Origin of the sequence: Isoptericola luteus, from assembly GCF_020297055.1 — a bacterium.
Lineage (GTDB): Bacteria > Actinomycetota > Actinomycetes > Actinomycetales > Cellulomonadaceae > Isoptericola > Isoptericola luteus.
The window spans coordinates 37,689-62,546 of sequence record NZ_JAIXCQ010000010.1 but is presented as its reverse complement, the minus strand read 5'-3'; the positions used below and the strand labels follow the sequence as shown (position 1 = coordinate 62,546).

At 75.2% G+C, this 24,858-nt stretch carries 20 protein-coding genes; 10 read left to right on the top strand and 10 right to left on the bottom strand.

Annotated elements, in window-relative coordinates; genetic code table 11:
• The first annotated feature begins 50 nt into the window (after positions 1-50).
• Genes LEP48_RS18625 through LEP48_RS14125 form a run of 4 tightly spaced genes read left to right on the top strand, consistent with a single transcriptional unit; the run spans position 51 to position 7,456 of the window.
• Positions 51-2,963, top strand: a complete 2,913-nt coding sequence (locus tag LEP48_RS18625) for a helix-turn-helix transcriptional regulator (RefSeq protein ID WP_308010040.1) — start codon at positions 51-53, stop codon at positions 2,961-2,963.
• 25 nt (positions 2,964-2,988) lie between these two features.
• Positions 2,989-5,355 (top strand): SpoIIE family protein phosphatase, encoded by a 2,367-nt coding sequence (locus tag LEP48_RS14135; RefSeq protein WP_225566243.1) that lies wholly within the window; start codon positions 2,989-2,991, stop codon positions 5,353-5,355.
• A 40-nt stretch (positions 5,356-5,395) separates the two neighbouring features.
• On the top strand, positions 5,396-6,433 hold the full coding sequence (locus tag LEP48_RS14130; protein WP_225566242.1) for a sigma-70 family RNA polymerase sigma factor: 1,038 nt from the start codon (positions 5,396-5,398) through the stop codon (positions 6,431-6,433).
• A 36-nt stretch (positions 6,434-6,469) separates the two neighbouring features.
• Positions 6,470-7,456 (top strand): 5'-3' exonuclease, encoded by a 987-nt coding sequence (locus LEP48_RS14125; protein WP_225566241.1) that lies wholly within the window; start codon positions 6,470-6,472, stop codon positions 7,454-7,456.
• Between the two features lie 170 nt (positions 7,457-7,626).
• On the opposite strand, the gene LEP48_RS14120 is transcribed toward LEP48_RS14125, so the two are convergent.
• The 4 genes from LEP48_RS14120 to LEP48_RS14105 all read right to left on the bottom strand — a co-directional run bounded on the left by LEP48_RS14120 (position 7,627) and on the right by LEP48_RS14105 (position 12,472).
• Positions 7,627-10,296: a phosphoenolpyruvate carboxylase gene (locus tag LEP48_RS14120; protein WP_225566314.1), complete on the bottom strand. Its 2,670-nt coding sequence runs from the start codon at positions 10,294-10,296 to the stop codon at positions 7,627-7,629.
• A gap of 148 nt (positions 10,297-10,444) precedes the next feature.
• Positions 10,445-11,227, bottom strand: coding sequence for an anti-sigma factor family protein (locus LEP48_RS14115; RefSeq protein WP_225566240.1), 783 nt, complete (start codon positions 11,225-11,227; stop codon positions 10,445-10,447).
• Positions 11,224-11,727, bottom strand: coding sequence for a sigma-70 family RNA polymerase sigma factor (locus tag LEP48_RS14110; protein WP_225566239.1), 504 nt, complete (start codon positions 11,725-11,727; stop codon positions 11,224-11,226). Before LEP48_RS14110 ends, LEP48_RS14115 begins: the two co-directional genes overlap by 4 nt.
• A gap of 43 nt (positions 11,728-11,770) precedes the next feature.
• Positions 11,771-12,472 (bottom strand): YceI family protein, encoded by a 702-nt coding sequence (locus LEP48_RS14105; RefSeq protein ID WP_308010039.1) that lies wholly within the window; start codon positions 12,470-12,472, stop codon positions 11,771-11,773.
• 174 nt (positions 12,473-12,646) lie between these two features.
• Here LEP48_RS14105 and LEP48_RS14100 point away from each other — a divergent pair, with 174 nt between their 5' ends.
• Positions 12,647-13,168, top strand: a complete 522-nt coding sequence (locus LEP48_RS14100) for a COG4315 family predicted lipoprotein (protein WP_225566238.1) — start codon at positions 12,647-12,649, stop codon at positions 13,166-13,168.
• A gap of 19 nt (positions 13,169-13,187) precedes the next feature.
• On the opposite strand, the gene LEP48_RS14095 is transcribed toward LEP48_RS14100, so the two are convergent.
• Positions 13,188-14,015: a hydroxymethylpyrimidine/phosphomethylpyrimidine kinase gene (locus LEP48_RS14095; protein ID WP_225566237.1), complete on the bottom strand. Its 828-nt coding sequence runs from the start codon at positions 14,013-14,015 to the stop codon at positions 13,188-13,190.
• Between the two features lie 68 nt (positions 14,016-14,083).
• Between LEP48_RS14095 and LEP48_RS14090 the strand changes: the two genes are divergently transcribed.
• Positions 14,084-14,872, top strand: coding sequence for a deoxyribonuclease IV (locus LEP48_RS14090; protein WP_225566236.1), 789 nt, complete (start codon positions 14,084-14,086; stop codon positions 14,870-14,872).
• 7 nt (positions 14,873-14,879) lie between these two features.
• Positions 14,880-15,008: a hypothetical protein gene (locus LEP48_RS18540; protein WP_255641448.1), complete on the top strand. Its 129-nt coding sequence runs from the start codon at positions 14,880-14,882 to the stop codon at positions 15,006-15,008.
• 335 nt (positions 15,009-15,343) lie between these two features.
• On the opposite strand, the gene LEP48_RS14085 is transcribed toward LEP48_RS18540, so the two are convergent.
• Both LEP48_RS14085 and LEP48_RS14080 read right to left on the bottom strand, forming a co-directional pair.
• On the bottom strand, positions 15,344-16,039 hold the full coding sequence (locus LEP48_RS14085; RefSeq protein WP_225566235.1) for a response regulator: 696 nt from the start codon (positions 16,037-16,039) through the stop codon (positions 15,344-15,346).
• Positions 16,036-17,409 carry a sensor histidine kinase gene (locus tag LEP48_RS14080; RefSeq protein WP_225566234.1) on the bottom strand — a complete coding sequence of 458 codons (1,374 nt, stop codon included), beginning with the start codon at positions 17,407-17,409 and terminating at the stop codon, positions 16,036-16,038. The genes LEP48_RS14085 and LEP48_RS14080 overlap by 4 nt, the downstream gene beginning before the upstream one ends.
• Positions 17,410-17,571: 162 nt before the next feature.
• On the opposite strand from LEP48_RS14080, the gene LEP48_RS14075 reads away from it, so the two are divergent.
• On the top strand, positions 17,572-18,498 hold the full coding sequence (locus tag LEP48_RS14075; RefSeq protein ID WP_225566233.1) for an ABC transporter ATP-binding protein: 927 nt from the start codon (positions 17,572-17,574) through the stop codon (positions 18,496-18,498).
• A complete protein-coding gene (locus tag LEP48_RS14070) occupies positions 18,495-19,283 on the top strand; it encodes an ABC transporter permease (RefSeq protein WP_225566232.1) in 789 nt (262 codons plus the stop codon). The genes LEP48_RS14075 and LEP48_RS14070 overlap by 4 nt, the downstream gene beginning before the upstream one ends.
• 51 nt (positions 19,284-19,334) lie before the next feature.
• Here LEP48_RS14070 and LEP48_RS14065 read toward each other — a convergent pair whose 3' ends face one another.
• Together LEP48_RS14065 and LEP48_RS14060 are read right to left on the bottom strand one after the other, a co-directional pair.
• Complete coding sequence (locus LEP48_RS14065; protein WP_225566231.1) at positions 19,335-21,215, bottom strand: cation:proton antiporter; 1,881 nt, start codon at positions 21,213-21,215, stop codon at positions 19,335-19,337.
• A gap of 69 nt (positions 21,216-21,284) precedes the next feature.
• Complete coding sequence (locus LEP48_RS14060; RefSeq protein WP_225566230.1) at positions 21,285-22,208, bottom strand: DNA/RNA non-specific endonuclease; 924 nt, start codon at positions 22,206-22,208, stop codon at positions 21,285-21,287.
• Between the two features lie 155 nt (positions 22,209-22,363).
• Between LEP48_RS14060 and LEP48_RS14055 the strand changes: the two genes are divergently transcribed.
• Positions 22,364-23,035 (top strand): PadR family transcriptional regulator, encoded by a 672-nt coding sequence (locus tag LEP48_RS14055; protein ID WP_225566229.1) that lies wholly within the window; start codon positions 22,364-22,366, stop codon positions 23,033-23,035.
• 13 nt (positions 23,036-23,048) lie between these two features.
• On the opposite strand, the gene LEP48_RS14050 is transcribed toward LEP48_RS14055, so the two are convergent.
• The gene (locus LEP48_RS14050; protein WP_225566228.1) at positions 23,049-24,851 is read right to left on the bottom strand and encodes an outer membrane protein assembly factor BamB family protein; all 1,803 of its coding nucleotides are present in this window, start codon (positions 24,849-24,851) and stop codon (positions 23,049-23,051) included.
• Between the last annotated feature and the right edge of the window lie 7 nt (positions 24,852-24,858).

The following is a 24,858-nucleotide window of genomic DNA, read 5'->3' as shown; positions in this document are numbered from 1 at the left end:
CGGTGGACGCCGCACCGGCGGATGTCGGTGCCCGGTGGGACGATTCCGGGGTGCGCAGCCACTCGACCGTCCCGCTGATCGCCCGCGACGAGCAGGTCACGACCTTCCGCCGGGCGCTCGAGCACGCCGCCGACGGGGAGCCGGGCGTCCTGCTCCTCGGCGGCGACGCGGGCGTCGGCAAGACGCGGCTGGTGTCGCGGCTCGGCGAGATCGCCGCGGCGGCCGGGGCCCGGGTCGTCGTGGCCCACTGCGTGGACCTGGGCGAGGTGGGGATCCCGTACCTGCCGTTCACGCAGGCCCTCACCGAGCTGCGCACCGACCCCGCGGTCGCCGACGTCGTGGAGCGGCGGCCCGCGCTCGCCCGCCTGCTGGACCCCGCCGGCGGCGAGGACACGGGCGCGGAGCACGCCGAGCGGCTCCAGCTCTTCGACGGGGCCGCGGGCAGCCTCGCGGCGGCGGGGCGCGCGGGCTCCCCCCTGGTGCTCGTGCTGGAGGACGTGCACTGGGCCGACGCCTCCACCCGCGACGTGCTGCGGTTCGTCGTCGCCCGCCTGCGCACCGAGCACCTGCTGCTCGTCGTCACGTACCGCAGCGACGACGTCGACCGCAGGCACCCCTTGCGCCCCGTCCTCGCGGAGCTGCACCGCCAGCGCACGGTCGAGCACGTGGAGCTGTCCCCCTTCACCGCGGCGGAGCTGCGCGAGTTCACCACCGCGGCCCGCGACGGCGTACCGCTGGACGACGGTGACTTCGAGGAGGTCCTGCGCCGCTCGGAGGGCAACGCGTTCTTCGCCGAGGAGCTGCTCGACGCCGGGGTCCCCTCGGCCGGGCTGCCCTGGTCGCTCGCCGAGGTGCTGCAGGCACGGCTCGCCCACCTCGACCCGGCGGTGCAGCAGGTGGTGCAGCTCGCCGCGGTCGCGGGGCGCCAGGTCGACGAGAGCCTGCTCCGGGCCACCGCGACCCGCCTCCCCGGGCTCGAGGCGCCGGGAGCCGTCGACGACGCGTTGCGCGCGGCGGTCGCCCGCCAGGTGCTCGGCGTCGAGGGACAGCAGATCGCGTTCCGGCACGCCCTCGTGGCGGAGGCGCTCGCCCTGGAGCTGCTGCCCGGCGAGCGCACGGCGATGCACCGCGCCTACCTGGACGCTCTCGCCGCCGACCCGAGCCTGGGGTCCGCCGCCAAGCGCGCCCACCACGCCCTCGCCGGGCACGACCTGCCGACGGCGCTCGTGGCGTCGCTCGACGCCGCACGCGCCGCCGCCGAGCTGCTGGCCCCCGCCGAGGACCTGCGGCACCTGGAGCAGGTGCTGTCGCTATGGGACTCGGTGCCGGACGCGGCCGACCGGCTCGGCACCGACCGCGTCGACGTGCTGCTGGCCGCCGCCACCGCCGCGAGCGGTGCCGGGCAGGCGGTCCGGGCGGAGCAGCTCGCCCGGCGCGCCGTCGAGGAGCTGACCGACGACCCCGCGCGCCAGGCACGCCTGCGCCACCAGCTCGCGCGGTACGACCTCGACGTCGACGACCTCGCGGAGGCGCAGCGGCAGACCACCCTCGCGCTCGACGTCCTGCCCGCCGAGCCCGCGGACCGTGACCTCGCGTGGACGCTCGCCGTGCACGCCCGCGTGCTGCTCACCCTCGACCAGGACGACGAGTCCGGACGCTTCGCGCGCCGGGCGGTCGAGGTCGCGCGCGCCGCCGCAGCACCGGATGCCGAGGCCGACGCCCTCACGACGCTCGCCGTCCTCGAGGTGGGCGACCCGGACGTCGCCGCCACGCTGCTCGCCGCCGCGCGCGACCGCGCCGTCGAGGCCGGCGACCTGCCCACCGAGCTGCGCAGCTGGTACAACCTCGCGGCCACGCACTTCTACGCCGGTCACCTGGACGCCGCCGCGCCGGTGCTGGAGCAGGGCCTCGCGCGCGCCCAGGCGACAGGTCTGGTGTGGGGCACGTACGGCCAGCAGATGCTCGACCTCGCGCAGATCCGCGCGTACTTCGTCGGGGAGCTCGACGAGTGGCCCGTGCCCGACGGCGCCCCCACGTCCGTGCTGCCGTACCTCAGCGCGGGCAGCCTGTACGCAACCGTGGCGCGCGAGGGCGAGGCCGCGATCGCGCCTGCCCGGGCCCTGCGGCCCCACTGGGACGACGACGGGCAGATCGCGATCCTCGCCGGTGGTGCCCTGGTCGACGCGCTCACCTGGGCCGGGCGGTACGACGAGGCGGTCGAGGCCGCGGAGGAGGTCGCCGCCTACCTCGGCAAGGCGTGGACCGAGTTCTTCCTGGGGCGCATCTGGATCTGCGCCCTCGCGCTCGCGGCCCTGGCCGACGGCGTCGAGGCCCGGCCGCACGCGAAGGACGACGCGAACGACGTCCTCGCCCGTGGCGACTCCCTGCTGGCCGTCGCGCACGAGACCGCAAAGCGCGGCCGGCCCCGCGGCGGCCGGCTCGGGCCCGAGGGACGCGCATGGCTGCTGCGCGCGGACGCCGAGCACGCGCGGCTGCGCGCGGTCGTCACCGGCGAGCCGGCCGACCCGGCGGTCTGGGAGCGCACCGTCGTCGAGTTCGGGTTCGGCTACCGGTACGAGGTGGCGCGCTCCCGGTTCCGCTGGGCCCAGGCCCTGCGGGCCGTGGGCAACACCCCGGCGGCCGAGCTCGAGGCGGCCGAGGCCGCCACGGACGCCGCCGCCATGGGGGCGGCGCCCCTCAGCGAGGCCGTCGCCGCCTGGGCCCGCCGGGCCCGCGTCACCTTGCCCGGCACGCGCCGCACCACGTCCTTGCTCACCGAGCGCGAGGCGGAGGTGCTGGCGCTCGTCGCCGAAGGGCTGAGCAACCGGCAGATCGGCGAACGCCTGTACATCACCACCAAGACGGTGAGCGTGCACGTGTCGAACCTGCTCGCGAAGCTCGGGGCGTCGGGGCGCGCCGAGGCCGTCACGATCGCCCACCGGCGCGGGCTTCTCCACGTCTGAGGGGTGAGGGTAGATACTGAACGACGTGCGGGAGGCCAAGGTCGCCGGCTCCACGGCCGGTCGTTCGGCCGGCCAGCAGGCCGGCCCGGCTCGGGGTGGGCCGGTGGCCGACGAGGTCTTCGACCGGATCGCGCGCCTCGTGCACCGCCACCTGCACGTGCCCACGGCCTCCGTCGTGATCCTCACGCCCGAGGGGCAGACCCTGCCGGGCGCCGTCGGGTTCCCCGAACCGGCCCAGAGCTCGCGGGTCGTCGACGTCCCCCGGCCCCTCACCGCGATCGTAACCCGCACCCGTGCGCCGCTCGTCGTGGACGACGTCGCCGCCGACCCCAGCCTGGCGACGGTGCACACGATCGACGACCTCCAGGCGGCAGCGTGCGCGGGCTACCCGATCGAGGACGCCCGGGGGCACGTCGTGGGCGCCCTGTGGGCGATCTCGCGGACCCCGCGCGAGTGGACGGAGGTCGACCTCGCCACCCTCGCCGACCTCGCCGCCGCCTGCTCCGGCGAGCTGCGGCTGCGCGCCGAGCGGGAGCGTGCGCGGCTCGCGGAGCAGGTCGCGTTCCGGGCGCACCGCCGCTCACGGTTCCTCCTGGGGCTCAGCGAGCGCTTCGCGCGGGTCACCACCCTGGAGGAGGTCGAGGACGCGATCGCGCACGTCATCGGCACCGGCACGGGAGCCCGCTGGGTCTCGCTCGCGCTCGTCGACGGGGACCGGCGCCACCTCACGTTCTTCACGGTCGGGCACCAGGAGCCGGGCCTGGACCAGATGCGCAGCATCCGCCTCGACACCAAGCGCCCCGACACCCACGTGGTGCGCACGCGCGCGCCGCTGCGGTTCCGCGACCACACGGAGCTGGTCGCCTCCTACCCGCAGATGGAACCGGTCGGCACGGTCTCCGAGGGGGCGCGCTCGTTCCTGCCCGTGACGTCCAACGGCACCGTGGTGGGGGTGATCGCCTGCGTCTGGGACGCCCCCCGGGAGCACGACGCCGAGACCGCCGCCCTCGAGTCCACGATCAGCCGGTACGTCGCCCTGGCGCTGGAGCGGGTGGCGCTGCTGGAGGCCCGGCGCCGCGTGGCGACCACGCTGCAGGAGTCGATGCTCACCGCCCCACCGACGGTGGCCCACCTCGACATCGCGACGACGTACTCGCCCGCGGCCCGCACCGACCAGGTGGGCGGCGACTGGTACGACGCGGTGGTGCGCGACGACGGCACCGCCATCGTCATGATCGGCGACGTGGCTGGCCACGACGTGCACGCGGCGGCGCAGATGGGCCAGCTCCGCTCCATGCTGCGCGCGCTGGCCTGGAGCCACGACGAGTCGCCCGCCGCCCTGCTCACCCGCCTCGACCGCGCCAACGCCCGGCTGGGGCCGCGGGCGATGGCGACCGCCGTCGTCGCCCGCCTGGACCGGGACCCGCCGCAGGAGCGGCCGGCGCCGGCGGCCGGGGCCGTCGCGAGCAACCCGCCCGAGCGCGCGTACACGCTGACGTGGTCGGTGGCGGGGCACCCGCCGCCGATGGTGCTGCGCCGCGACGGCACGGTGGAGCGGCTCCTGGGGATGCCGGACATGCTGCTCGGTGTCGTGCCGAGCACGGTGCGCAAGGACCACACGGTCCGCCTGCTGCCGGGCGACACGCTCGTGCTGTACACCGACGGGCTCGTGGAGCGGCGCGGGGTCTCGAGCGACGACCGGCTCGCCGACCTCGAGCAGGTGCTGGCCGCGTCGAAGGGCGAGGCCACCGCGGCGGTGCCGCGCGCGCTGGTGCGCGGCCTCGTCGCGGGCGCCCAGCGCGACGACGTCGCGGTGCTGGCCCTGCGCGTGCGGGTGCCGGCGCCGTCCGGCCCGCCTTCGCCCGCCGGGCCGGCGCACGCCGAACGCCGCGTGGCGGCCGACGACCTGAGCGACCTCGGGCCGGCGCGCCGCTGGGTGGACGACGTCCTCGAGTCCTGCGAGGTCGACGACGAGCTGCGCCGCACCGCGATGCTGCTGACCAGCGAGATCCTCACGAACGCGCTGGAGCACGGGGAGCGGCCCATCACCGCCACCGTGGAGGTGGACGACCGGCGGCTGCGGATCGGGGTGCGCGACGGCAGCACGGCGGAGCCGCAGCTGCAGTCCCCCGCGCCCCACGACCTGTCGGGGCGCGGCGTGCTGTTCCTCGACCGGCTCGCCGCCCGCTGGGGCGTGGACCGGCACGACGGGTCGGACGCCGTCGGCCGGCACTCGGGCGCCGTCGAGGGCAAGACGGTCTGGTTCGAGATCGACCGGTCGTCGCGTCCTCTGACCGGCACGGTTCCCCGGGTGCGGCCCCGCCCGCTGACGCCGCCGTCGGGCACCGTGCCGCTCGTGGAGCGCGTCCTGCCGCGAGATCCGCAGCGCTGAGGCCTCCCGTGTGTCGGACGCTCGTCGTACCGTGTGACGTGTGACACACACCGTCCCGACCTCCGCGCGCACCACCACCGCCGCCCGTCCCGAGCCGGACCGTCCGACCGACGACGTCGGCGCCCTGCTCGAGCCGTACCGAGGTGAGCTCACCGGCTACTGCTACCGGATGCTCGGCGGCGCGTTCGAGGCGGACGACGCCGTCCAGGAGACGATGCTGCGCGCCTGGCGGGCGTACGACCGGTTCGAGGGCCGCTCGTCGCTGCGCTCGTGGCTGTACCGCATCGCGACCAACGTGTGCTTCGACCACCTCGGGTCGTCGAAGCGGCGTGAGCGGCCGATGGGCCTCGGCGGGCCGCAGCCGGCCGAGGAGCAGTACTTCGGCGACGTCCTGCCGGAGGAGAAGTGGGTGGAGCCCGTGCCCGACGAGGCGGTCCTGCCACGGGCCGGCGACCCGGCCGACGTGGCCGTCGGGCACGAGTCGATCCGGCTCGCGTTCGTGGCGGCCCTGCAGCACCTGCCGCCCCGTCAGCGCGCGGTGCTGGTGCTGCGCGAGGTGCTGCGGTGGTCGGCGGCCGAGGTGGCCACGCTGCTCGACACCACGGTCGCGTCGGTCAACAGCGCCCTGCAGCGCGCCCGCGCCACGCTGGGGAGCAAGGCGCTGCGCCTCGACGCCGGCCAGGCGGCGGACAGGTCCTGGGGACCGGTCGACGAGGACCTGCTCGCGCGCTACCTCGACGCCTTCGAGCGGTACGACATGGACGCGCTGGTGCGGCTGCTGCACGAGGACGCCGTGCTCAACATGCCCCCGTACACGATGTGGGTGCGCGGGCGCACCGAGGTGGTGCGCTGGATGGTCGGGCCCGGGCGCGGCTGCCGCGGCTCGCGCTGCGTGCCGGTGCGCGCCAACGGGTCGATGGCGTACGCGCAGTACCGCCTCGACCCCACGGGCGGGTGGTCCCCGTGGGGCCTGGCCGTGCTGGAGGACGACGGCGGCGGGCGGATCACGGGCATCACGACGTTCCTCGACACCGCCACCTGGTTCCCCCGTTTCGGGCTGCCGGCACGGCTCGAGTGACGCCGGCCGCCGCCCGCGCGGTGGGAGGCTGACCCCATGAGCCTCATGCTTCTCGACACCGCGAGCCTCTACTTCCGCGCCTTCTACGGCCTGCCCGACTCGCTGCGCTCCCCTGACGGCACGCCGGTCAACGCGGTGCGCGGCCTGCTCGACATGATCGCGTTCCTCGTCACCGAGCACCGGCCGGACCGGCTCGTCGCGTGCTGGGACGACGACTGGCGGCCCGCGTTCCGGGTGGACGCGATCGGCAGCTACAAGGAGCACCGTGTCGCCGCCGTGACTCCCGCGGGCGAACCGGACGTCGAGGAGGTGCCGGAGGCCCTGACCCCGCAGGTGCCCGTCATCGTCGACGTGCTCGCAGCCCTGGGTATCGCGCGCGTCGGCGCCCCCGGCTTCGAGGCGGACGACGTCATCGGCACCCTCACTACTCGCGAGGTGGCCCGCGCGGCCGCCTCCGTCCCGGCGAGCCCGCTCGGCGGCGCGGGCGTGGTGATGCCCGCGAGCGTCGACATCGTCACCGGCGACCGCGACCTGTTCCAGCTCGTCGACGACGCCGCGGGGGTGCGCGTGCTGTACCCGGCGCGCGGGGTCCGGGACCCCGACGTCGTCGACCAGGCGCGCCTCGCGGAGCGGTACGCGGTGGCGAGCGGCGCCGCCTACGCCGACCTGGCGATCCTGCGTGGGGACCCGTCCGACGGGCTGCCCGGCGTCGCCGGCATCGGGGAGAAGACGGCGGCCAAGCTCCTGGCGACGTTCGGCGACCTCGACGCGATCCGGGCGGCGGCGTCGTCCGGCGCCGCGGGGATCACCGCGACGCAGGCCCGCAAGCTCGTCGAGGCGGCCGACTATCTCGACGCCGCCCGCGCCGTGGTGCAGGTGGCGCACGACGCACCGGTCGCGGACGCCGACGACGCACTGCCTCGCGAGCCTGCCGACCCGGCCGCGCTCGACGCGCTGGTCGAACGGTGGGGCCTGCGCTCCAGCGTGAGCCGCGTCCTGGCGTCGCTCGCCGCCCGCCCCTGACCCGGCCGCCCTGGGTGCTGTGAGCGGGCGGGGGGGCCCCCCCCCGGGGGGGGGGGGGGGGCCCCGCCCCCCCCCCCCCCCCGGCCCGGGGCACCCCGGGTAGGGCGGGCGTCTGGCCCCCTTCCTGGTCGGGAAGGGGGCCAGACGCCCGCTCACAGCACCGGGACGGGTCAGCCCGTGTTCTGCAGGCCGGCGCTGACGCCGTTGACGGTGAGCAGCAGCAGGTGCTGCCAACGGTCCTTCGAGCCGCCGTCCACCCACTCGCCGTCGGCGACGGTGAGGCCCTCGCTCGCGCCCTTGCTGCGCAGCGCGCGCAGCGCCCGCACCTGGAGCAGCGACAGCGCGTCCACGTACGGGGAGCGGAGCTGGACGGCACGCCCGAGGACGCGGCGGTTGGCCAGGGGCCACTCGTTGCCGGTGACGCGCAGCACCCACTCGCGCGTGAGCCGCAGCTCGTCGAGCACCAGCCGCGCGAGGTCGTCGCGGTCGCCGAGCGCCAGATACTGGCCGGCGATGTCCTCCTGCGTCTTGGCGAGGCCCATCTCGACGGTGTCGAGCAGCGTCGTGAACAGCGGCCAGTCACGGTAGGCGGCCTGCAGCTCCTCGAGCCCGCCGGGCTCGGTGCCGCGCGTGCGCAGCGCCGTGCCCAGGCCGTACCAGCCGGCGAGGTTGATGCGGGCCTGCGACCAGGAGAACACCCAGGGGATGGCGCGGAGGTCGTCGAGCGAGTTCACCGACAGGCCACGCTTGGCCGGGCGGGAGCCGATCGGCAGCAGGCCGACCTCCTCCAGCGGCGTCACCTGCGCGAACCACTGCGGGAAGCCCTCGGACCTCACCAGCCCGTGGAACCGGGCGCGCGACGACTCGTCGAGGGCGGCGGCGAGCGGCGCGAAGCGCTCGGCGGCCTCGGCGTTGCGCCTCTCGACCGTCGGCGCGGAGGCGAGCAGCGTCGCCGCGGCGACCTGCTCGATGTGCCGGGCGGCGATCGTCGGGTCGCCGTAGCGGGCGAGGATGACCTCGCCCTGCTCGGTGAGCTTGAAGCGCCCGTCCACGGAGTGCGGCGGCTGCGCGAGCACCGCGCGGTTGGCCGGGCCGCCGCCGCGGCCGAGGGAACCACCGCGGCCGTGGAACTGGGTCAGCGTGAGGTCGTGCCGCTGCGCCCACTCGGCGATGCGGGACTGCGCCTTGTGCAGCGCGAGGGTCGCGGCGACCGGGCCCACGTCCTTGGAGGAGTCGGAGTAGCCGAGCATGACCTCGACACGCCGCCCGTTCGCCGCGAGGCGGCGCTGCACCTGCGGCATCTCGAGCATGGCCTCGAGGATGTCGACCGAGTTCTCCAGGTCGTCGAAGGTCTCGAACAGCGGGACCGCGTCGACGACAGGGGCGTCGTCCGTCCCCTCGAACGCGAGCTCGGCCAGCCGGTAGACGGCGGCCAGGTGCTCGGGCGCCTGCGTGAACGACACGATGTAACGCCGCGCGGCGCGGATGCCGAAGCGCTTCTGCACGGCGCCGAGCGCGCGGTAGGTGTCGAGGACCTCGCGGGTGCGTTCGGACAGCTCGCCGTGGACCCCCTTCTCCTCGATCTCGGCGAGCGCGGCGGCGTGCACCTGCGAGTGCTGGCGCACCTCGAGCTCGGCGAGGTGGAACCCGAAGGTCTGCACCTGCCACACGAGCTTCTGCAGGTCCCCGTACGCGGCGCGCGGCGCGCCGGCCTCGACGAGCGACGCCTGCACGGTCTCCAGGTCCGCGACCAGCTCCTCCGGCTCGCGGTAGGCGAGGTCGGCGTCCCGGCGGCGCGTGGCCGCCACCCGGCCGGCGACGGCGAGCACCGCCGCGCGGTGCGGCTCGTTCGGCGAGTCGGCGGCGGCCTGGGTCACCAGCTCGTCGGAGAGCTGGCGCATCCGCTGCCACAGCGCCTTGAGGTCGGACGACGCCGGGGTCCCCGCGTCGTCGAGCGTGAGCTTGCGGCCGGTCTCGCGGGCGGCGGCCTCCAGCGCGCTGAGCGCGTGCTCCGCGGCGAGCGTGGACGCCTGCCGGGTCACCTCCGACGTGACGTTCGGGTTGCCGTCGCGGTCGCCGCCGATCCAGGACCCGAGGAAGACGAACGGGCGGGCGACGGGCGCGGTGCGGCCCGCCTCGCCGTCGAGCAGCCAGTCGTCCAGGCGCCGGTACACCTCGGGGAAGGTGCCGAACAGCGTGGCGTCGAAGACGCCCATCGCCGTCTTGACCTCGTCGATGACCGACGGCTTGCGCTCGCGGATCGGCGACGTACGCCACATGGTGTCGATCTCGGCGACGAGGCGACGGTCGTTCTCGGCGAGCGACGTGCCGCCGGGGCTCATGATGTCGCGCTCGGACAGCAACGTGGAGATGCGGCGGACCGCGCCGGAGACCGCGCGGCGGCGCGCCTCGGTGGGGTGCGCCGTCAGGACGGGGCGGAACTCGAGCTCGCCCAGTCGGCGCAGCGCCTCGTCGCGGCCGACCTCCTCGGCGAGCTGGGTGAACGCCTGCGGCAGCGAGTCGTCGACGGCGCCCGGCGTCGTGGACGCCTCCCGCTCGCGCAGCACGCGGACGCGGTGGTACTCCTCGGCGAGGTTGGCCAGGTGGAAGTAGCACGTGAAGGCCCGCGCGACCTGCTCCGCCCGCTCCAGCGGGAAGCCCGCGACGACGCGCGCCGCCTCGGTCAGCGTCGTGCCGCCGTCGTCGGCCCCGTAGGCGCGGATGGTCAGCTCGCGCAGCCGTTCGACGTCGTCCAGCAGGTCTTGCCCGCCGGCCTCGCGCAGCACCGTGCCGAGCAGCCCGCCGAGGAGGCGGATGTCGTCACGCAGCTGGTCGGGCATCTCGTGGCGCGCGACCACGCGTTCGATCGAGCCGGTGGATCCCAGGTTCTCGCTCACGGTTCACGAGGGTAAGCCGAACTCGGCTTGAACCGTTCATGGCGTCCGCCAGCTGACCCCGTGACGCATCCCACCCTCGGCCCGACGCCGGTCACAGCTCGGCGGACGCGAGGGGTTCGTCGCTCCCCTCGACGGCGATCTCCACGCTCACGAGGTCGGACAGGAGCTTGGCGGACGCCGCGTCCAGCTCCTCTGACGACGGCCACGTCCCCGTCCACGTCGCCGCGACGGTGCGTTCCCCGGCGCCGTCGACGAGCACGAGCTCGTACCCGACGGGCGCGGCCGGGTCGTACCGGCCCGACGGGCCGGCGGACGACGTCTCCGGGTAGGTGCACGACCACTCCAGGTGCGTGCCCCACGCCCTCGGCGTCGCGGTGAGCGTCGCGCGCACGCCGGACGTGCCCACCGGCTCCAGCTCGAGCGTCGCCGCCCCCGCGGCCGGGACGGTGGTCGAGGGTGCCACGCCCGGCGCGGAGCCGCCGTCGGGCGACCCGCCCAGCGCCAGGCCCGCCCCCACGCCGCCGACGAGCAGCGCGGACGCCGCGACGGCCGTCAGCGTCCGACGTCGGCGCCGGGTGCGCCGCGCGGCGTGGACCAGCCCGCTGAGCGGCACGACCGTCGCCCGCCCGTCGGCCGCGTCCGGGGCGCGGGCGGCGGTGCCGAGCGCGGCCGGCACGTCCTCCGCAGGGACGGAGCCGAGCAGCCCGGGCATCCCCGCGAGCTCCGCGACCGCCGCGCGGCACGCGTCGCACCCGGCGAGATGCTCCTCGAAGTCCCGCCGCTCGGCGGGACCGAGCGCACCGAGGACGTAGGCGGCGTCCCACTCGCGGTAGGGGTCGCGGCGCGGGTCGCCGTGGGGGCCCGTCGGCGTCATGGCGTGACTCCTTTCTCCTGCAGCGCCAGCCGCAGGGCGCGCAGGGCGTAGTGCATGCGGGACTTGACCGTCCCGGCCGGGACGTCGAGCTCGTCCGCGAGCTCCGCGACGGAACGCCCGCGGTAGTAGGCGCCCACGACGACGGCGCGGTGCTCGGCGGACAGCCCGGCGAGCGCGTCGGCGACGAGCCAGGCGTCCAGGACGGCCTGCGTCCGGTCGGGCTCCCCGGTGTCGGGGAGCTGCCCGGTGGCCCGCTCCCGGGTGTGCCGTGCGCTGCGGAGCTGGTCGACGACGAGGTGGCGTGCCACCGTGAACAGCCAGGCACGCACGGACTCCTCCGGCCGCTCCAGCACGTCCGGGTGCCGCCACAGGCGCAGCAGGGCCTCCTGGACCACGTCCTGCGCGTCGGTGTCCTGCGGCACGAGCCGCGCGACGTAGCGGTGCAGCGCGGCGGCGTGCGCGCCGTGGATCGCCTCGAGCAGCTCCTCGTCCGTCCTCATCGGACCGGGCGAGGCGTCGCCCGCGCGCGGGGCGGGGCGCACCTCACGGCGCGCGCTCCAGCAGCAGCGAGAACTCGACCGCCCCCTCCTCGTCGACCCGGACGAACCCGAGCGACGGCGCCGAGACGTCGTAGTCGGCGAACGTCACGGGGACGCTGCCGACCACCTGCACCCCGTCGCCGTCGGCGGCGACCCGGGCGGGGACGACCACGTCATGGGTGACCCCGTGCACCGTGAGCTCGCCGGGCAGGTCGACGTCGGTGGCGCCCTCGGTCAGCGGCACCGGCTCGGTGACCGCGAACGTGGCGGTCGGGTACGTGCCCACCTCCATCACGTTGCCACGGAAGTACGCGTCGCGGGGCGGTTCGTCGGTCGCGATGCTCTCGACGTCGACCGTGACCTCGGCGGCGGTGATGCGGCCGCCCTCGACCGTCACACCGCCGGTCACGTCCTCCGTGCGCCCGGTGACGGTGACCTCCTCGCCACGCAGCACCTCGTGCACGCGGTACCCGGCGACCGACCCCGGAGCGACCGCCCACTCGCCGTCGAGCGCCGCGGTGTCGCCGAGCGGTGCGGCCGACGCCTCGAGCGCGGGAGCCTGGGCCGCCGCGTCGTTGGCCCAGTCGGCGTACAGGCCAGGTCCCACGATCACTGCGGCGCCGCCGAGCAGGACGAGCGCCGCGCCCGCTCCGATCATCACCTTGGTCCGTCCGCGCACGTCGTCGCCCTCCGTCGGGCCGCGCACGTCCGGCGCGGCTCTACCCCGCACGACGAGCGGGCACCCCGATCGGTTCAACGGGGAGGCCGCCGGATCGACGTGAACCTCGCGCGGCGGTGTCTCGTCGTACCTCGTGGGGGGCACGCACCGAGCACCGAGCACCGAGCACCGAGCACCGAGCACCGAGCCGACGGAGGCATCATGCGCACCACGGGTTCACGACTGACGGTCCTGGCCGCGGCGATCACGCTCGCCGGGACTCTCGCCGCGTGCGGCGGGGACGAGCCGGGCGGCACCGCGCCCGGCGACGAGGCGACGGGCGCGGGCGGGGAGGCCATGGCCGACGTCGACCTGGCCACCGCAGACAGCGAGCTGGGCGAGATCGTCGTCGACGGCGAGGGCCTGACCGTCTACTACTTCTCCGCCGACGAGCCCGGCTCGGGCGAGAGCGCGTGCACTGACGACTGCCTCGCCGCCTGGCCGCCGGTGCACGCCGGCAGCGAGGAGCCGCAGGTCGAGGGCGTCGACGCCGAGGTCGGGACGATCACCGGGAACGACGGCGAGCTGCAGGTGACGCTCGACGGGCGCCCGCTGTACCTGTACGCCGCGGACGAGGCGCCCGGCGACGTCACCGGCCAGGCCGTCCAGGACGTCTGGTGGGTGGTGGCGCCGGACGGGACCGAGATCACCGAGGCACCCGCCGACGGCGGCGGGGGCTACTGACGGGTGGGGGGCGTCCGGCTCAGGACGCGGTGTAGGCGCCCTGCCAGACGGTGTCGAACGGGGTGCGGGCCTCGACGCGGGCCTCGATGCCGCGGGTGACCATGTCCTTGGCGACCTGGACGGCGGCGGGCACGCCGGAGCCCTGGGCGAGCTGCGCGGTGATCGCGGCGGCGAACGTGCACCCGGCTCCCGAGACCCGCTCCTCGCCGACCTTGGGCGCGGCGAAGACGGTGACCTCGTCGCCGTCGAACAGGACGTCGACGGCGTCCGGGCCGGCGAGCTCGACACCGCCCTTGGCGACGACGTAGCGCGGGCCCTGGCCGGTGTCGAGGAGGGCGTGGATGCGCCGGGCCGCCTCGGCGAGCTCGTCGACGGACGTGATGTCGTCCATGCCGGCGAGGGTCTTCGCCTCGAAGAGGTTGGGGGTGACGACCGTCGCGAGGGGCAGCACGCGCTCGCGCAGGGCGGTGTCGGTGTCGAGGGCGGCGCCGGGCTCCTGGCCCTTGCAGATGAGGACGGGGTCGAGGACGACGTGCCGCCACGGCTGGGCCTCGAGGGAGCGGGCGACGACGTCGATCGTGGCCGGGGTGCCGAGCATGCCGATCTTCACGACGTCGAGCGCGTGCGTGGCGGTGGCGGCCTCGACCTGGTCCGCGATCACCTGCGGGTCGACGGGCACGAACCGGTGTCCCCACCCGTGCTTCGGGTCGAAGGAGACGATGCAGGTCAGCGTCCCGACCCCGTAGACCCCCAGCTGCTGGAAGGTCTTGAGGTCGGCCTGGATGCCGGCCCCTCCGGTGGCCTCGGACCCGGCGATGACGTACGCGAGCGGCGGCGTGGTGCTCATGGTCGACCAGCCTACGACCGTCAGACGGTTCCAGGTGCCGTGTGGGTCCCGCGACCTAGGGTGGGCCCATGAGCGTGAAGATCGGGGCCCACGTCGACCTGTCCGACGCCGTCGCGCAGGCGGCGCAGATCGGTGCGGAGGTGGTGCAGGTCTTCCTGTCCGACCCGCAGGCGTGGAAGGTGCCGCCGCTGGAGCACCCCGGCGGCGCCGAGGCGTTCCGGGAGGAGACGGCGGCCGCCGGGCTGGCGGTCTACGTCCACGCTCCGTACGTCATCAACGTCGCGTCGACGAACAACCGCGTCCGCATCCCCAGCCGCAAGCTCTTGCAGCAGATCATGACCGGTGCCGCGGCCATCGGCGCCCGCGGCGTCGTGGTGCACGGCGGCCACGTGACCGCGAAGGACGAGCCCGCCGTCGGCTTCGACAACTGGCGCAAGGCGATCGACTCGCTGGAGACCGACGTGCCGGTGCTCATCGAGAACACCGCCGGGGGCGACTTCTCCATGGCGCGTCGCCTCGAGCGCGTCGAACAGCTCTGGGCGGCCGTGATGCAGGCGAACGGCGCCGAGAACGTGGGCTTCACGCTGGACACCTGCCACGCGTGGGCCGGCGGCATCGACCTCACGACGGCGGTCGAGGACATCCGCGCGATCACGGGGCGCATCGACCTGGTGCACGCGAACGACTCGCGCGACTCCGCCGGGTCGGGTGCCGACCGGCACGCGCACTTCGGCGCCGGACAGATCCCGCCCGAGCAGCTCGTGGGCGTGGTTGCCGCCGCGGGGGCGCCCGTCGTGTGCGAGACGCACGGCGACATGGGCCCGGACATCGCCTGGCTGCGGGAGCGGCTCGGCTGACCTGTGGATGACGGCCGCCACCGGTCAGGCCGCGTGGAGCCTGGACCAGATCGGGGACATCGCCCAGCTCTACGGCTGCCGCATCGTCGACCTCCTCGTCGAGTCGCCCAACGCCCGCGGCATCATCCCCTTGTAGCTCAGGAGCGGCACAGCTCCAGCGCCGCGTCGCTCCAGCGGCCCGTCCGGAACTCGTTGCCCCAGCGTCGCCGCCCGGGAGATGTTGTCGTTTCGGGCCTGTCGGACTCGCGGGAACTGCGGCGGGCCAGCCGTCGCCCCTCCGCTCCTGCGGCATTCTCCCGTAGGGCCGGAGCCGCTCCGCCCATGCGGGAACTTCCCGCACCACCGGACTCACCACCGCTCAGACGTCACCGATCCCGCCCACCCGACAAGCCCCGAAACGACAACACGCCCCCGGAGCCGCTCCGCCCATGCGGGAACTTCCCGCACCGCGGGAGCCGGCGAGGCGCGGGGTCAGCCCGTGAGGCCGGCATCGTGCACGACGATGGCGGCCTGCACCCGGTTGGCGGCGTCGAGCTTGGTGAGGATGCGCGACACGTGCGTCTTCACGGTAGGGACGCTCATGAACAGCTCGCTGGCGATCTCCGCGTTCGACGACCCGCGCGCGACGGCGAGCGCCACCTCGCGCTCCCGGTCCGTGAGCGTCCCGACGAGCGCGGCGGCGGTGCGGCGGCGGTCGGGCGCCGACCCTTGCGTGACCGCGGCGATGAGGTGCTCCGCCACGCGGGGCGAGAGCGTCGGCTCACCGGCCGCCGCCGCGCGGACCGCGGCCACGAGGCGGGCCGGCGGCGTGTCCTTGAGCAGGAAGCCGGCGGCCCCGGCACGCAGCGCCTCCAGGATCATGTCGTCGGTGTCGAAGGTCGTGAGCACGATGATCCGCGACGTCCCGCGCGCGACCAGGCGCCGCGTCGCCTCGATCCCGTCCAGCCGAGGCATGCGGATGTCCATGAGCACCACGTCGGGCTGCTCGCGCAGGACGACGTCGATCGCCGCCAGCCCGTCGCCCGCCTCCGCGACGATCTCCAGGTCCGCTCCCCCACCGAGGATGAGGCCGAGCCCGGCGCGCACCATGGGGTCGTCGTCGACGACGACGATGCGCGTCGTGCCCGTCGTGCCCGTCGTGCCCGTCGAGGTCTCGCTGGCGTTCATGGCGCCCACGGTAGCCAGGCCCGCAGCACGAACTCCCCGCCGACGAGCCCGTGCTCCAGCCGTCCGCCGGTGAGCGCCGCCCGCTCGGTCAGGCCCAGCAGCCCGAGGTGTGACGACGGAGGCTCGGGCACGTCTGGGTCGGCTCCCACCGTCCGCACCGGGTTGCGCACGACCAGCGACAGCCCCTCGCCCGGCTCCCCCTCGAGGACGACGGTCACGGGAGCCCAGGGGGCGTGCTTGCGCGCGTTCGTCAGGCCCTCCTGCACGATGCGGAACGCGTGCCGGCCCACGACGTCGCCCAGCCCTCCGAACCCGTCCGACCGTCGCTCCAGCCGCACCTCGGTGCCGTTCCCGCGCGCCTCCTCGAGCAGGTCGTCGAGGTCGGCGAGCGTGGGCTGCGGCGGCTCGGGACGCGGCGCCGGCCCGGCCGAGCCCTTCCTGTCGCCCGCATCAGCGGCCGGACCCGCCGCGTCGCCCCCGCCGGTCGCGACCCCGGCCCCGTCCGTGTCCCGCAGCACGCCCAGCACACCGCGCAGCTCGACGAGGGCGGCGTGCGCGCTCGCCTGCACCACGGCGGCGGTCTCGGCGACCTTCTCCTGCGGCAGGTCCGTGCGGTACGCCAGCGCCCCCGCGTGCATCGCGACGAGCGACATGCGGTGGGCGAGGACGTCGTGCATCTCCCGGGCGATCCGCTCCCGCTCCGCGGACCGGGCGTGCGCCACGCGGCTCGCCTGCTCGCGCTCCGCCGTCTCGGCGCGCTCCCGCAGCGAGGCCAGGTGCTCGCGCCGGAGCCCGATGTAGGCGCCGATCCACACGAGCGCCGCGAAGGCGAGCAGGCTGAGTGCCAGGTTGACGACCCACTCGTACGTCGCCGCCCCGACGACGGGGTGCAGCGCGGCGTAGGCCCAGCTCCCCGCCATCGCCACGCACAGCGCGATCCCGATCCGCCACCAGCGGCGATGCGTGGCCAACGACACGAACGCGATCATCTGGGCACCGGAGACGAGGACCGACACCGGAGTCATGGCACTCAGCACGACCGCGATCGTCAGCGGAGCCCGTCGGCGCAAGGGCAGGAGCGCCAGCCCGAGCACACCCGCGAAGAAGTCCAGCGCCCACAGTCCGTCGGACGCCACCCACCGCTGCTCGGTGTCCGCCTCCCAGGCCACGAACCCGAACCCGACGAAGCCGACCAGCCCCGCGACAAGGATCCGCCACGTCTCGCCCCACAGCCGCGCCGCACGGGACCGGGCCGCCGGCGGTGGCACGGTGGGCGTGACGGTCACCGTGGACACGGGCACCGTGGCCCCTGCGGGCGCCGCAGGAGGTGACGGCGGCGGGAGCGCGGGAGCGCGGGGGAGGTCGGGCACGCCGTCGAGCCTAGGGAAACGCCTCTGCGACGGCATCCGCCCACCGGTCACGGCCGCCGTCCGCGGGTCATCCGAAAGGAGGACCCGGCCGCACCCGGAGGACCACCGGTCCCATGCTTCCGGCCGACGCGGGGCCACCTGGTCCTGGACCAGGCTGGACGCATGATCACCGTGGAGCACCTGACCAAGAGGTACGGCCCCGTCGCAGCCGTGGACGACGTGTCGTTCACGGTCGAGCCCGGGCACGTCACCGGATTCCTCGGCCCCAACGGCGCCGGCAAGTCCACGACGATGCGCATGATCTGCGGGCTGACCCCGGCGACGTCGGGCAGCGCCCGCGTGCTCGGCGTGCCCTACGGCGCGCTCGCGAACCCGGGACGTCGCGTCGGGGTCCTGCTCGACGCCGGCGCGCAGCACTCCGGCCGCACGGGACGCGAGGTCCTCACCCTCGCCGCGCTCATGACGGGCGTCGACCGCCGCCGCATCGACCAGACCCTCGACGTCGTGGGCCTCACCTCCAGGGAGGCGGCCCGCCGCGTCGGGCAGTACTCGCTCGGCATGCGTCAGCGCCTCGGCCTCGCCGCGGCCCTGCTCGCCGACCCCGAGGTGCTGATCCTCGACGAGCCCGCCAACGGACTCGACCCGGCCGGGATCCGCTGGATGCGGGACCTGCTGCACGACTTCGCCGCCCGTGGCGGCACCGTCCTGCTCTCCAGCCACCTGCTGCTCGAGATCGAGCAGGTGGCCGAACGGCTCGTCGTCATCGGGCACGGGCGCATCGTGGCGCAGGGCCGCATCGACGACCTGCTGCGCCAGGCCGGCACGTACGCCCGCTCCACCGACGACGTCGCCCTCGCCGCGGCGCTCCGGCAGGCCGGGGTGGGGGTCGAGGTCCTCGGCACGGGCGGTCTCGCCGTCGAGGCGGAACCCCTCGACGTGGGGCACGCCGCCGCGTCGGCAGGCGTCGTCCTCGCGGAGCTGCGACCCGCCGAGTCCCGTGGCCTCGAGGACCTCTTCCTCGAGCTCACCGCCGACCACGCCCGCGAGACCTCCACCCCCGCGAACCGCTCCGAGAAGGTGCCCGCATGACCGCCGCGACGCTGGCCGCTCCCGCCCAGACCACGACGGTGAAGCCCCTCACCTTCGCGACCCTCACCCACGTCGAGTGGCGCAAGCAGCTCGACACCCGCGCGGGCCGCTGGCTGCTGATCGTCATCGCGATCGTCACCGCGGCCGTGCTCGCGATCATGATGGCCGTCAACGGGGGCGACCACTCGTTCAGCGCCTTCGTCGTCGGGACGACGACCCCCATGGCGCTGCTGCTGCCCATCGTCGGCGTGCTGGCGGCGACGTCCGAGTGGTCGCAGCGCACCGCTCTCGTGACGTTCACGCTGGAGCCGCGCCGCACGCGCGTCGGGTTCGCCAAGGTGGTCAGCGCGATCGGCTCCGGCCTGGCCCTGCTCGTCCTGTCGATCGGCCTCGCCGCGCTCGCGCACCTGCTCGTGGTCACGTTCCGGGACGCGACCCCGGCCTGGGACGTCAGCGTGCAGGACGTCGCCTACCTGGCGCTGTCCGTCGTGCTGTTCATGATCCAGGGCGTCGGGTTCGGCCTCCTGCTGCGCAGCACCCCGGTCGCCATCGTGACCCTGCTCCTCCTGCCGACCCTGTTCGGCATCGTGGGCGGGCTCGTGCCGGCCATGGCCACCGTCCTGCCGTGGATCGACCTCGGCACCGCAGGCGAGCCGCTCCTGTTCGGCGGCACGATCGACGCCGAGGGGTGGGCCCAGCTCACCACCGCCACCCTCCTCTGGGTGGTCGCGCCCCTCACCGGCGGGCTGTGGCGCGTCGCACGCAGCGAGATCACGTCGGCCTGATCCCGGCCGGGCCCCTCGAGACTCGCGTCTCGCCGGGCCCGGCCGGACGGCTCAGCCCTCGAGCGAGTGCGCCCGCCCCTCGATGGCGATCTGGTCCGCGTCGAGCAGCTCCAGCTTCCGTGAGAGCAGGTCGGAGTCGTAGGCGCCCACGGCCCGCGCATCGAGGAGCACCTCGCGCTGCGCGGCGATGACCGCGAGCCGGAGCTGGAAGAACTGCTTCGCGATGTCCTCGGGGACCGCCTCCTCCTCGTCGTGGTCGTGCTGCTCCCGCACGACCATGGCGCGGACGCGCTCCACGACTGACCCGGCGTACGGCGCGCCGTCGGGCCGGCACAGCTCCGGGCTCGTGAGCATCTCGGACGCCGCCTGGTCGACGATGTCCCGCAGCCCCGAGGTGCCCTCCTCGTGGCGCGACGACGTCACGCCGGCCAGGCCGAGGCGACGCACCACCCACGGCAGGGTCCCGCCCTGGAGCACCAACGAACCGGCGGCGACACCGAACGCGACGAGGACGATCAGGGAGCGCTGCGGGAAGTCGTGCGGCAGCGTCTGCGCGGCCGCGAGCGTCACGACGCCGCGCATCCCCGCCCAGACGAGCACCACGCCCTCCTTGGGCCCGAGGGGCGCCGCCGCGAGATAGTCGATGTCGGCGATCTTGCGCGTGATGCGGCGCTGGAACCCGCCGATGCGCACCGTGATGCTCTCGTGGTCGTCCGACCCGTCCGGGCCGAGCCGCCGCTTCAGGGCCCGCGCGCGCCGCAGGGCCCGCTGCCGCTCGCGCTCACGACGGCGGTCGTCGACCCCGTCCGGCCAGGTCTGGTCGAGGACGTCGGAGACGGGACGCTCGCTGATCGGCCCGCCACCCTGCTCGTGCAGGGCCAGCTTGGCGTCGAGCCGGTCGTTCACGGAGGCGAGGGTGCCGCGCACCCGCTGGCCCCGTTCCTGCCGGTGCGCCAGGTAGCGCAGCAGGGGCAGCACGAACGCCCCGCGCAGCACGAGCGTGCCCGCCGCGCCGAGCGCCGCCATGCCCACCGCGAACCACAGGGAGCCGCCGGAGGCGTTCAGGTCCGCCACCAGGTCGAAGACCTCGAGACCGATGGCGAGGAAGACCCCGCCCTCGAGAAGCACCTCGATCGTGTGCCAGTTCGCCCGCTCGGCGACCCGGTCCTGCGGCCGCAGGTGGCGCGCCGACAGCACGCTCGTCACGAGCCCTGCCGTGACCGCCGCGACGATGCCGGACGCGTGCACCTCCTCCGCGGGGAGGTACGCCGCGAACGGCACGACGAACGAGATCGCCGTCGACAGGGTCTCCTGCTTGACGCGGGCGCGTGCCCACAGTCCCAGCCGGCCGACGACCGCGCCGATGATCACGGCGAGCAGGACCGCCTTGAGAAAGTCCCCGAGCACGTCCCACAGCGAGACGCTCGCCGCCGTCGCCGCGACCGCGGACCGCAGCAGCACGAGCGACGTGGCGTCGTTGATCAGCCCTTCGCCGTCGAGCATCACGACCACGCGGCGCGGCGCGCCCAGCTTCTTGATGATCGACGTGGCCACGGCGTCCGTGGGGCTGACGATCGCGCCGAGGGCGATCCCCGCCGCCAGGTCGAGGCCCGGGACGACGAGCGAGAAGACGAGGCCCATCACCACGGCGGAGATGATCACCAGCAGCACGGACATCCCGCCGATCGCCGTGAAGTCACGGCGGAAGTCCATCGAGGGGAACGCCGCAGCGGAGGCGTAGAGCAACGCGGGCAGGACACCGGCGAGGATCACCTCGGGGTCGATCTCGATCGCGGGCACGAACGGCAGGAAGCTCACCCCCACGCCGATCAGCAGGAGCACCAGCGGCGCCGCCACCCCCGCCTTCGGGGACAGGGCGGTGACGGCGATGACGGTGACGGCCGACAGCACCGCGACGAGGAGAACTTCCATGGGCCGAGATTTTACGGCCGCCGGGACCCGGTTCCGGGACCTCACCTGGGCAGACCCCGGTCCCTCCGGTCAGACGACGACGTCTCCCGGGCCGGCCAGCTCCCGCCACCCGCCCGCGACGGACGGCCGCGTGCCGGCGAGCAGGACGTCCGCGGCGGGCAGCGGGCCGAGGTCGAGCCCGGTCAGCCGCGCGACGTCCGCGACCGGCACCTGGTACGTGCGGAACGGGCCGAGCGGCGGCACGTCGCCCACCGCGAGCGCCCGGGCCTGCGCGGCCGCGAGCTCCGCCTCGCTGAGCTGCGGCGTCTGGTCCAGCACGAAGGCCGCGCACCGCAGGGTGCGGACCATCTGGACGGCCGCGTCGTCCGCGTCGGGCGAGGCGCCCGCGTCGGGCGAGGCGTCCGGCACGTGCCAGCCCGGCTGGGCCCAGGCCGCGACCTTCCAGAAGCGTCGCGGGATGCCGACGCCGCGGTAGACGGGGTCGTCGTCGGCCAGGACGGTGCCGGTGTGCACGACGACGCGGCGCTCGTGGGCCTGCGCGTACGTGAGCACGTGGTCCTCGAGACCGTTCCACAACTCCTGGGACTGGTTGAACCGGCCCACCTGCGGGGCGGCGTTGGAGTAGACGAAGGTGGCCTCGCCGGCACGCCTGGCCTCGGCGTCGGTGCCCCACATGGGGTCGCGGCGGCGCACGAGGTGCCCCCGGTCGAGGACGTTGCGGTGGTACAGCTCCGGCCCGGCCTGCTCCTCGGCGGGCGCCTGCGCGTCGTACCGCCACTGGCCTGTACGGCGCAGCGGGCGCAGGCGGGCGCCGTCGATGGTCACGGCGGTCGCGGCGGCAAGGCGCCGGAGCGGGTCCAGGAGCACGGTGAAGTGGGGGTGGTCGAGCCGCCGCAGCACGCGGGCGTGCCCGCCGCCCGGCGGGCGGGGTACGGGCAGCGGCACCAGGACGGCGTCCTCGGGCCCGAGGAACGCGGGGTCGTAGCCGGTCACGGGTGAAGCCAACCATCTGTGCTGCTCAGCGGCATGTCGACCGGCGTCGTGACAACTAAAGGTTGCCAACGATATATCTTTGATCTATCTTCGATATGTCGGTACGCCTCGGGCGGGCCGACTCCACATCCACTCGAAGACCCAGGAGCATCCCTATGCACCCCCGACACACCCATGACTTCCCGTACGACAACGTCGACCCGCGCGGCGCACGACGCCGCCGGGGCGACTTCCCCGAGGGCGGCGACGCACCGCGTCGCGGCCGTCCCGACGGACGCGGGCGCGGCTTCGGTCCCGGTTTCGGTCCCGGAACCCGTGGCGGCGGCCGCGGCCGGCGCGCGGGCCGCGGCGAGATCCGCGCCGCGATCCTCCTGCTGCTCACGGAGCAGCCGATGCACGGCTACCAGGTGATCACCGAGCTCGCGGACCGCACCGACGGCGGCTGGCGCCCCAGCCCGGGGGCCGTGTACCCCGCCATCTCCCAGCTCCAGGACGAGGGTCTCGTCGCCGTCGCCGAGGACGGCGGTCGCCGCCTTGCGACGCTCACCGACGCCGGGCGCGCCCACGTCGCCGAGCACCGGGCGGAGCTCGGCACCCCGTGGGAGACGTTCACGGCGGACCCGCGCCGCGGGGGGCACGAGCTGCACGCCGCGATGCGCGCGCTCGGCGGCGCCGTCGAGCAGGTGGCTCGCGCCGGGTCGGCCGAGCAGGCGGCGGCCGCTGCCGCGCTCGTCGACCGCGCCCGTCGCGAGGTCTACCTGCTCCTCGCCGGGGAGGCGCCAGCGGGCGACTCCGACGCAGGCACCGACACCCACACCGACGAGTGACGACGGGCAGGGCTCACCCGAGCCCCACGATCGCGGTCGGCGACCACCTCACCAGGTGGCCGTCGACCGCCACGTGAAAGCCCCAGTCCTCGCCCTCGACGTCGAACCTCCACAGCTCCTCGCCCGAGGTGACGTCCACCGCGATCCAGTGCAGCACGTCCCCCTGGACGTAGTCCCGCACGACGAACGCCGCGAGCCGCCCGTCGGTGAACATCCCGTCCGCGAGGTACGGCCCGTACGCCAGCGCGACCGGGTCGACGTCGTCGAAGAGCTCCTCACGCGCCCACAGCTCGTCGCCGGTGCCCAGGTCCAGGCCGATCACACCGCGCGTGTCGTCGAGCACCACCGCGACCCGCGACGTCTGCACCGACACGGCGGCCGCCGCCACGCCGGCCGACCAGAGCTGCTCGCCGTCCTCCCCCGTGGCTACGAGCCGGTCCGACCGGCGCAGCAGCCGCACGGAGCCGCCGCCACCGTCCGTGCTCTGCGGCATCAGGTACGTCCCGTCGAGCGACCGCACCTCGCTCCCGTCGTCCCGCAGCAGCCGCCCCGGCCGGTCGGGGAAGCCGAAGTCGGGCTCCTGCTGCGCCACGTACCCGCCCGACGGCAGCGGGAGCACGGAGAACCCCTCGGACGCGCTGGGGTCGCCGCCGCGGTCCAGGCGCACGCCCGACGGCGTGAACCAGGCGTCGATGCCGCACCCTCCCACCCACAGCACCCGGTCCAGCACCACGGTCTGCACCGTGCCGCGCAGCTCGATCGCCGACTGGGTGCCGTCGTCGTTCCACGCCACGCACGACGACACGTCCTGCCCGGAGTCGAAACGGACCGTGCGCTGCCAGCGCTGCTTTCCCGTCGCGGCGTCCTCGAGCCGCACCTGCAGGTCGTAGCCGTCCGTGACGAGCCCCTCGCCCGCGCCGCTCAGCAGCTCGTCCACCGTCAGCCGCTCCAGGTCCCTGTCCCCGAACCGCGGGGCGTCCCCCACCCACTGCGCGACGACGAGGCCGCCGTCCGGGCCCGCGAACAGCATCGCCTCGGGCACCTCCGCCGGCCGCTGGGCCACGACCTCCCCTGAGGCGGCGTCGACGACGGTCACCGTGGCGCGGTCGCTCCGCCCCGGGTCCGAGCCCGGCGGCGTCGAGACGCACACGACCGCGCTGACCGGCTTGACGTGGAACCGGCCGGTCCACGGATCCAGACCGGGCCCGCACGAGCTGACGCCCTCCGGCAGGTCCGCCTGCCAGCGGTGCTCCCCCGAGGCGGCGTCGACGCCCAGCAGCTCGTCGTGGACCTGCACGACCACGGCCCCCTCGGCGACGCCGACGAGGCCCCCAGGGACATCGCCCGCCACCTCGACCCGCCACAGCTCGTGCGGGCGCTCGGAGAGCTCGAGCACCCCGCCCGGCGAGGACCGCAGCGCGGCGACGCGCCCCCGGTCGCCGATGGTGTCCACGACGACCGCCGTCAGCGCGAGCGTCGCGACCACGACCCCCGCCAGCAGCCGGCGCCCGTGCAGGAGCCCCCGCGCACGGCGCACGGCGACGGGCAGCCCGCCCTCGCCCGGCACACGGTCCCCGGCGTCCCGGCCTCCCGCGGCTCCGGCCGGGGCGGCGTCCTGCGGGTCCGGCGGGACGTCGTCGACCACGCTGAGATCGATGAGCAGGGGGGCGGACGGCGACGGGTCCTGGGGCCGCGCACGCCGCCACCTCGTGCGGCGGGGAGCACGGGGCTCCGGCGCGGTGGCGTCCTCCTCGTCCCCCTCGGGCTCGAGGTCGAACGTGAACGCGCCCTCGTCGGCGCCGCGTCGTCGGCCCACCCCTTGA

What these genes read in the sequence shown, in the direction of transcription:
- LEP48_RS14125 (WP_225566241.1), top strand. Translation starts at nt 6,470, where the DNA reads ATGAGCCTCATGCTTCTCGACACCGCGAGCCTCTACTTCCGCGCCTTC.
- LEP48_RS14120 (WP_225566314.1), bottom strand. Translation starts at nt 10,296, where the DNA reads ATGCCCGACCAGCTGCGTGACGACATCCGCCTCCTCGGCGGGCTGCTC.
- LEP48_RS14115 (WP_225566240.1), bottom strand. Translation starts at nt 11,227, where the DNA reads ATGACGCCGACGGGCCCCCACGGCGACCCGCGCCGCGACCCCTACCGC.
- LEP48_RS14110 (WP_225566239.1), bottom strand. Translation starts at nt 11,727, where the DNA reads ATGAGGACGGACGAGGAGCTGCTCGAGGCGATCCACGGCGCGCACGCC.
- LEP48_RS14100 (WP_225566238.1), top strand. Translation starts at nt 12,647, where the DNA reads ATGCGCACCACGGGTTCACGACTGACGGTCCTGGCCGCGGCGATCACG.
- LEP48_RS14095 (WP_225566237.1), bottom strand. Translation starts at nt 14,015, where the DNA reads ATGAGCACCACGCCGCCGCTCGCGTACGTCATCGCCGGGTCCGAGGCC.
- LEP48_RS14090 (WP_225566236.1), top strand. Translation starts at nt 14,084, where the DNA reads ATGAGCGTGAAGATCGGGGCCCACGTCGACCTGTCCGACGCCGTCGCG.
- LEP48_RS18540 (WP_255641448.1), top strand. Translation starts at nt 14,880, where the DNA reads ATGACGGCCGCCACCGGTCAGGCCGCGTGGAGCCTGGACCAGATCGGG.
- LEP48_RS14085 (WP_225566235.1), bottom strand. Translation starts at nt 16,039, where the DNA reads ATGAACGCCAGCGAGACCTCGACGGGCACGACGGGCACGACGGGCACG.
- LEP48_RS14075 (WP_225566233.1), top strand. Translation starts at nt 17,572, where the DNA reads ATGATCACCGTGGAGCACCTGACCAAGAGGTACGGCCCCGTCGCAGCC.
- LEP48_RS14070 (WP_225566232.1), top strand. Translation starts at nt 18,495, where the DNA reads ATGACCGCCGCGACGCTGGCCGCTCCCGCCCAGACCACGACGGTGAAG.
- LEP48_RS14065 (WP_225566231.1), bottom strand. Translation starts at nt 21,215, where the DNA reads ATGGAAGTTCTCCTCGTCGCGGTGCTGTCGGCCGTCACCGTCATCGCC.
- LEP48_RS14055 (WP_225566229.1), top strand. Translation starts at nt 22,364, where the DNA reads ATGCACCCCCGACACACCCATGACTTCCCGTACGACAACGTCGACCCG.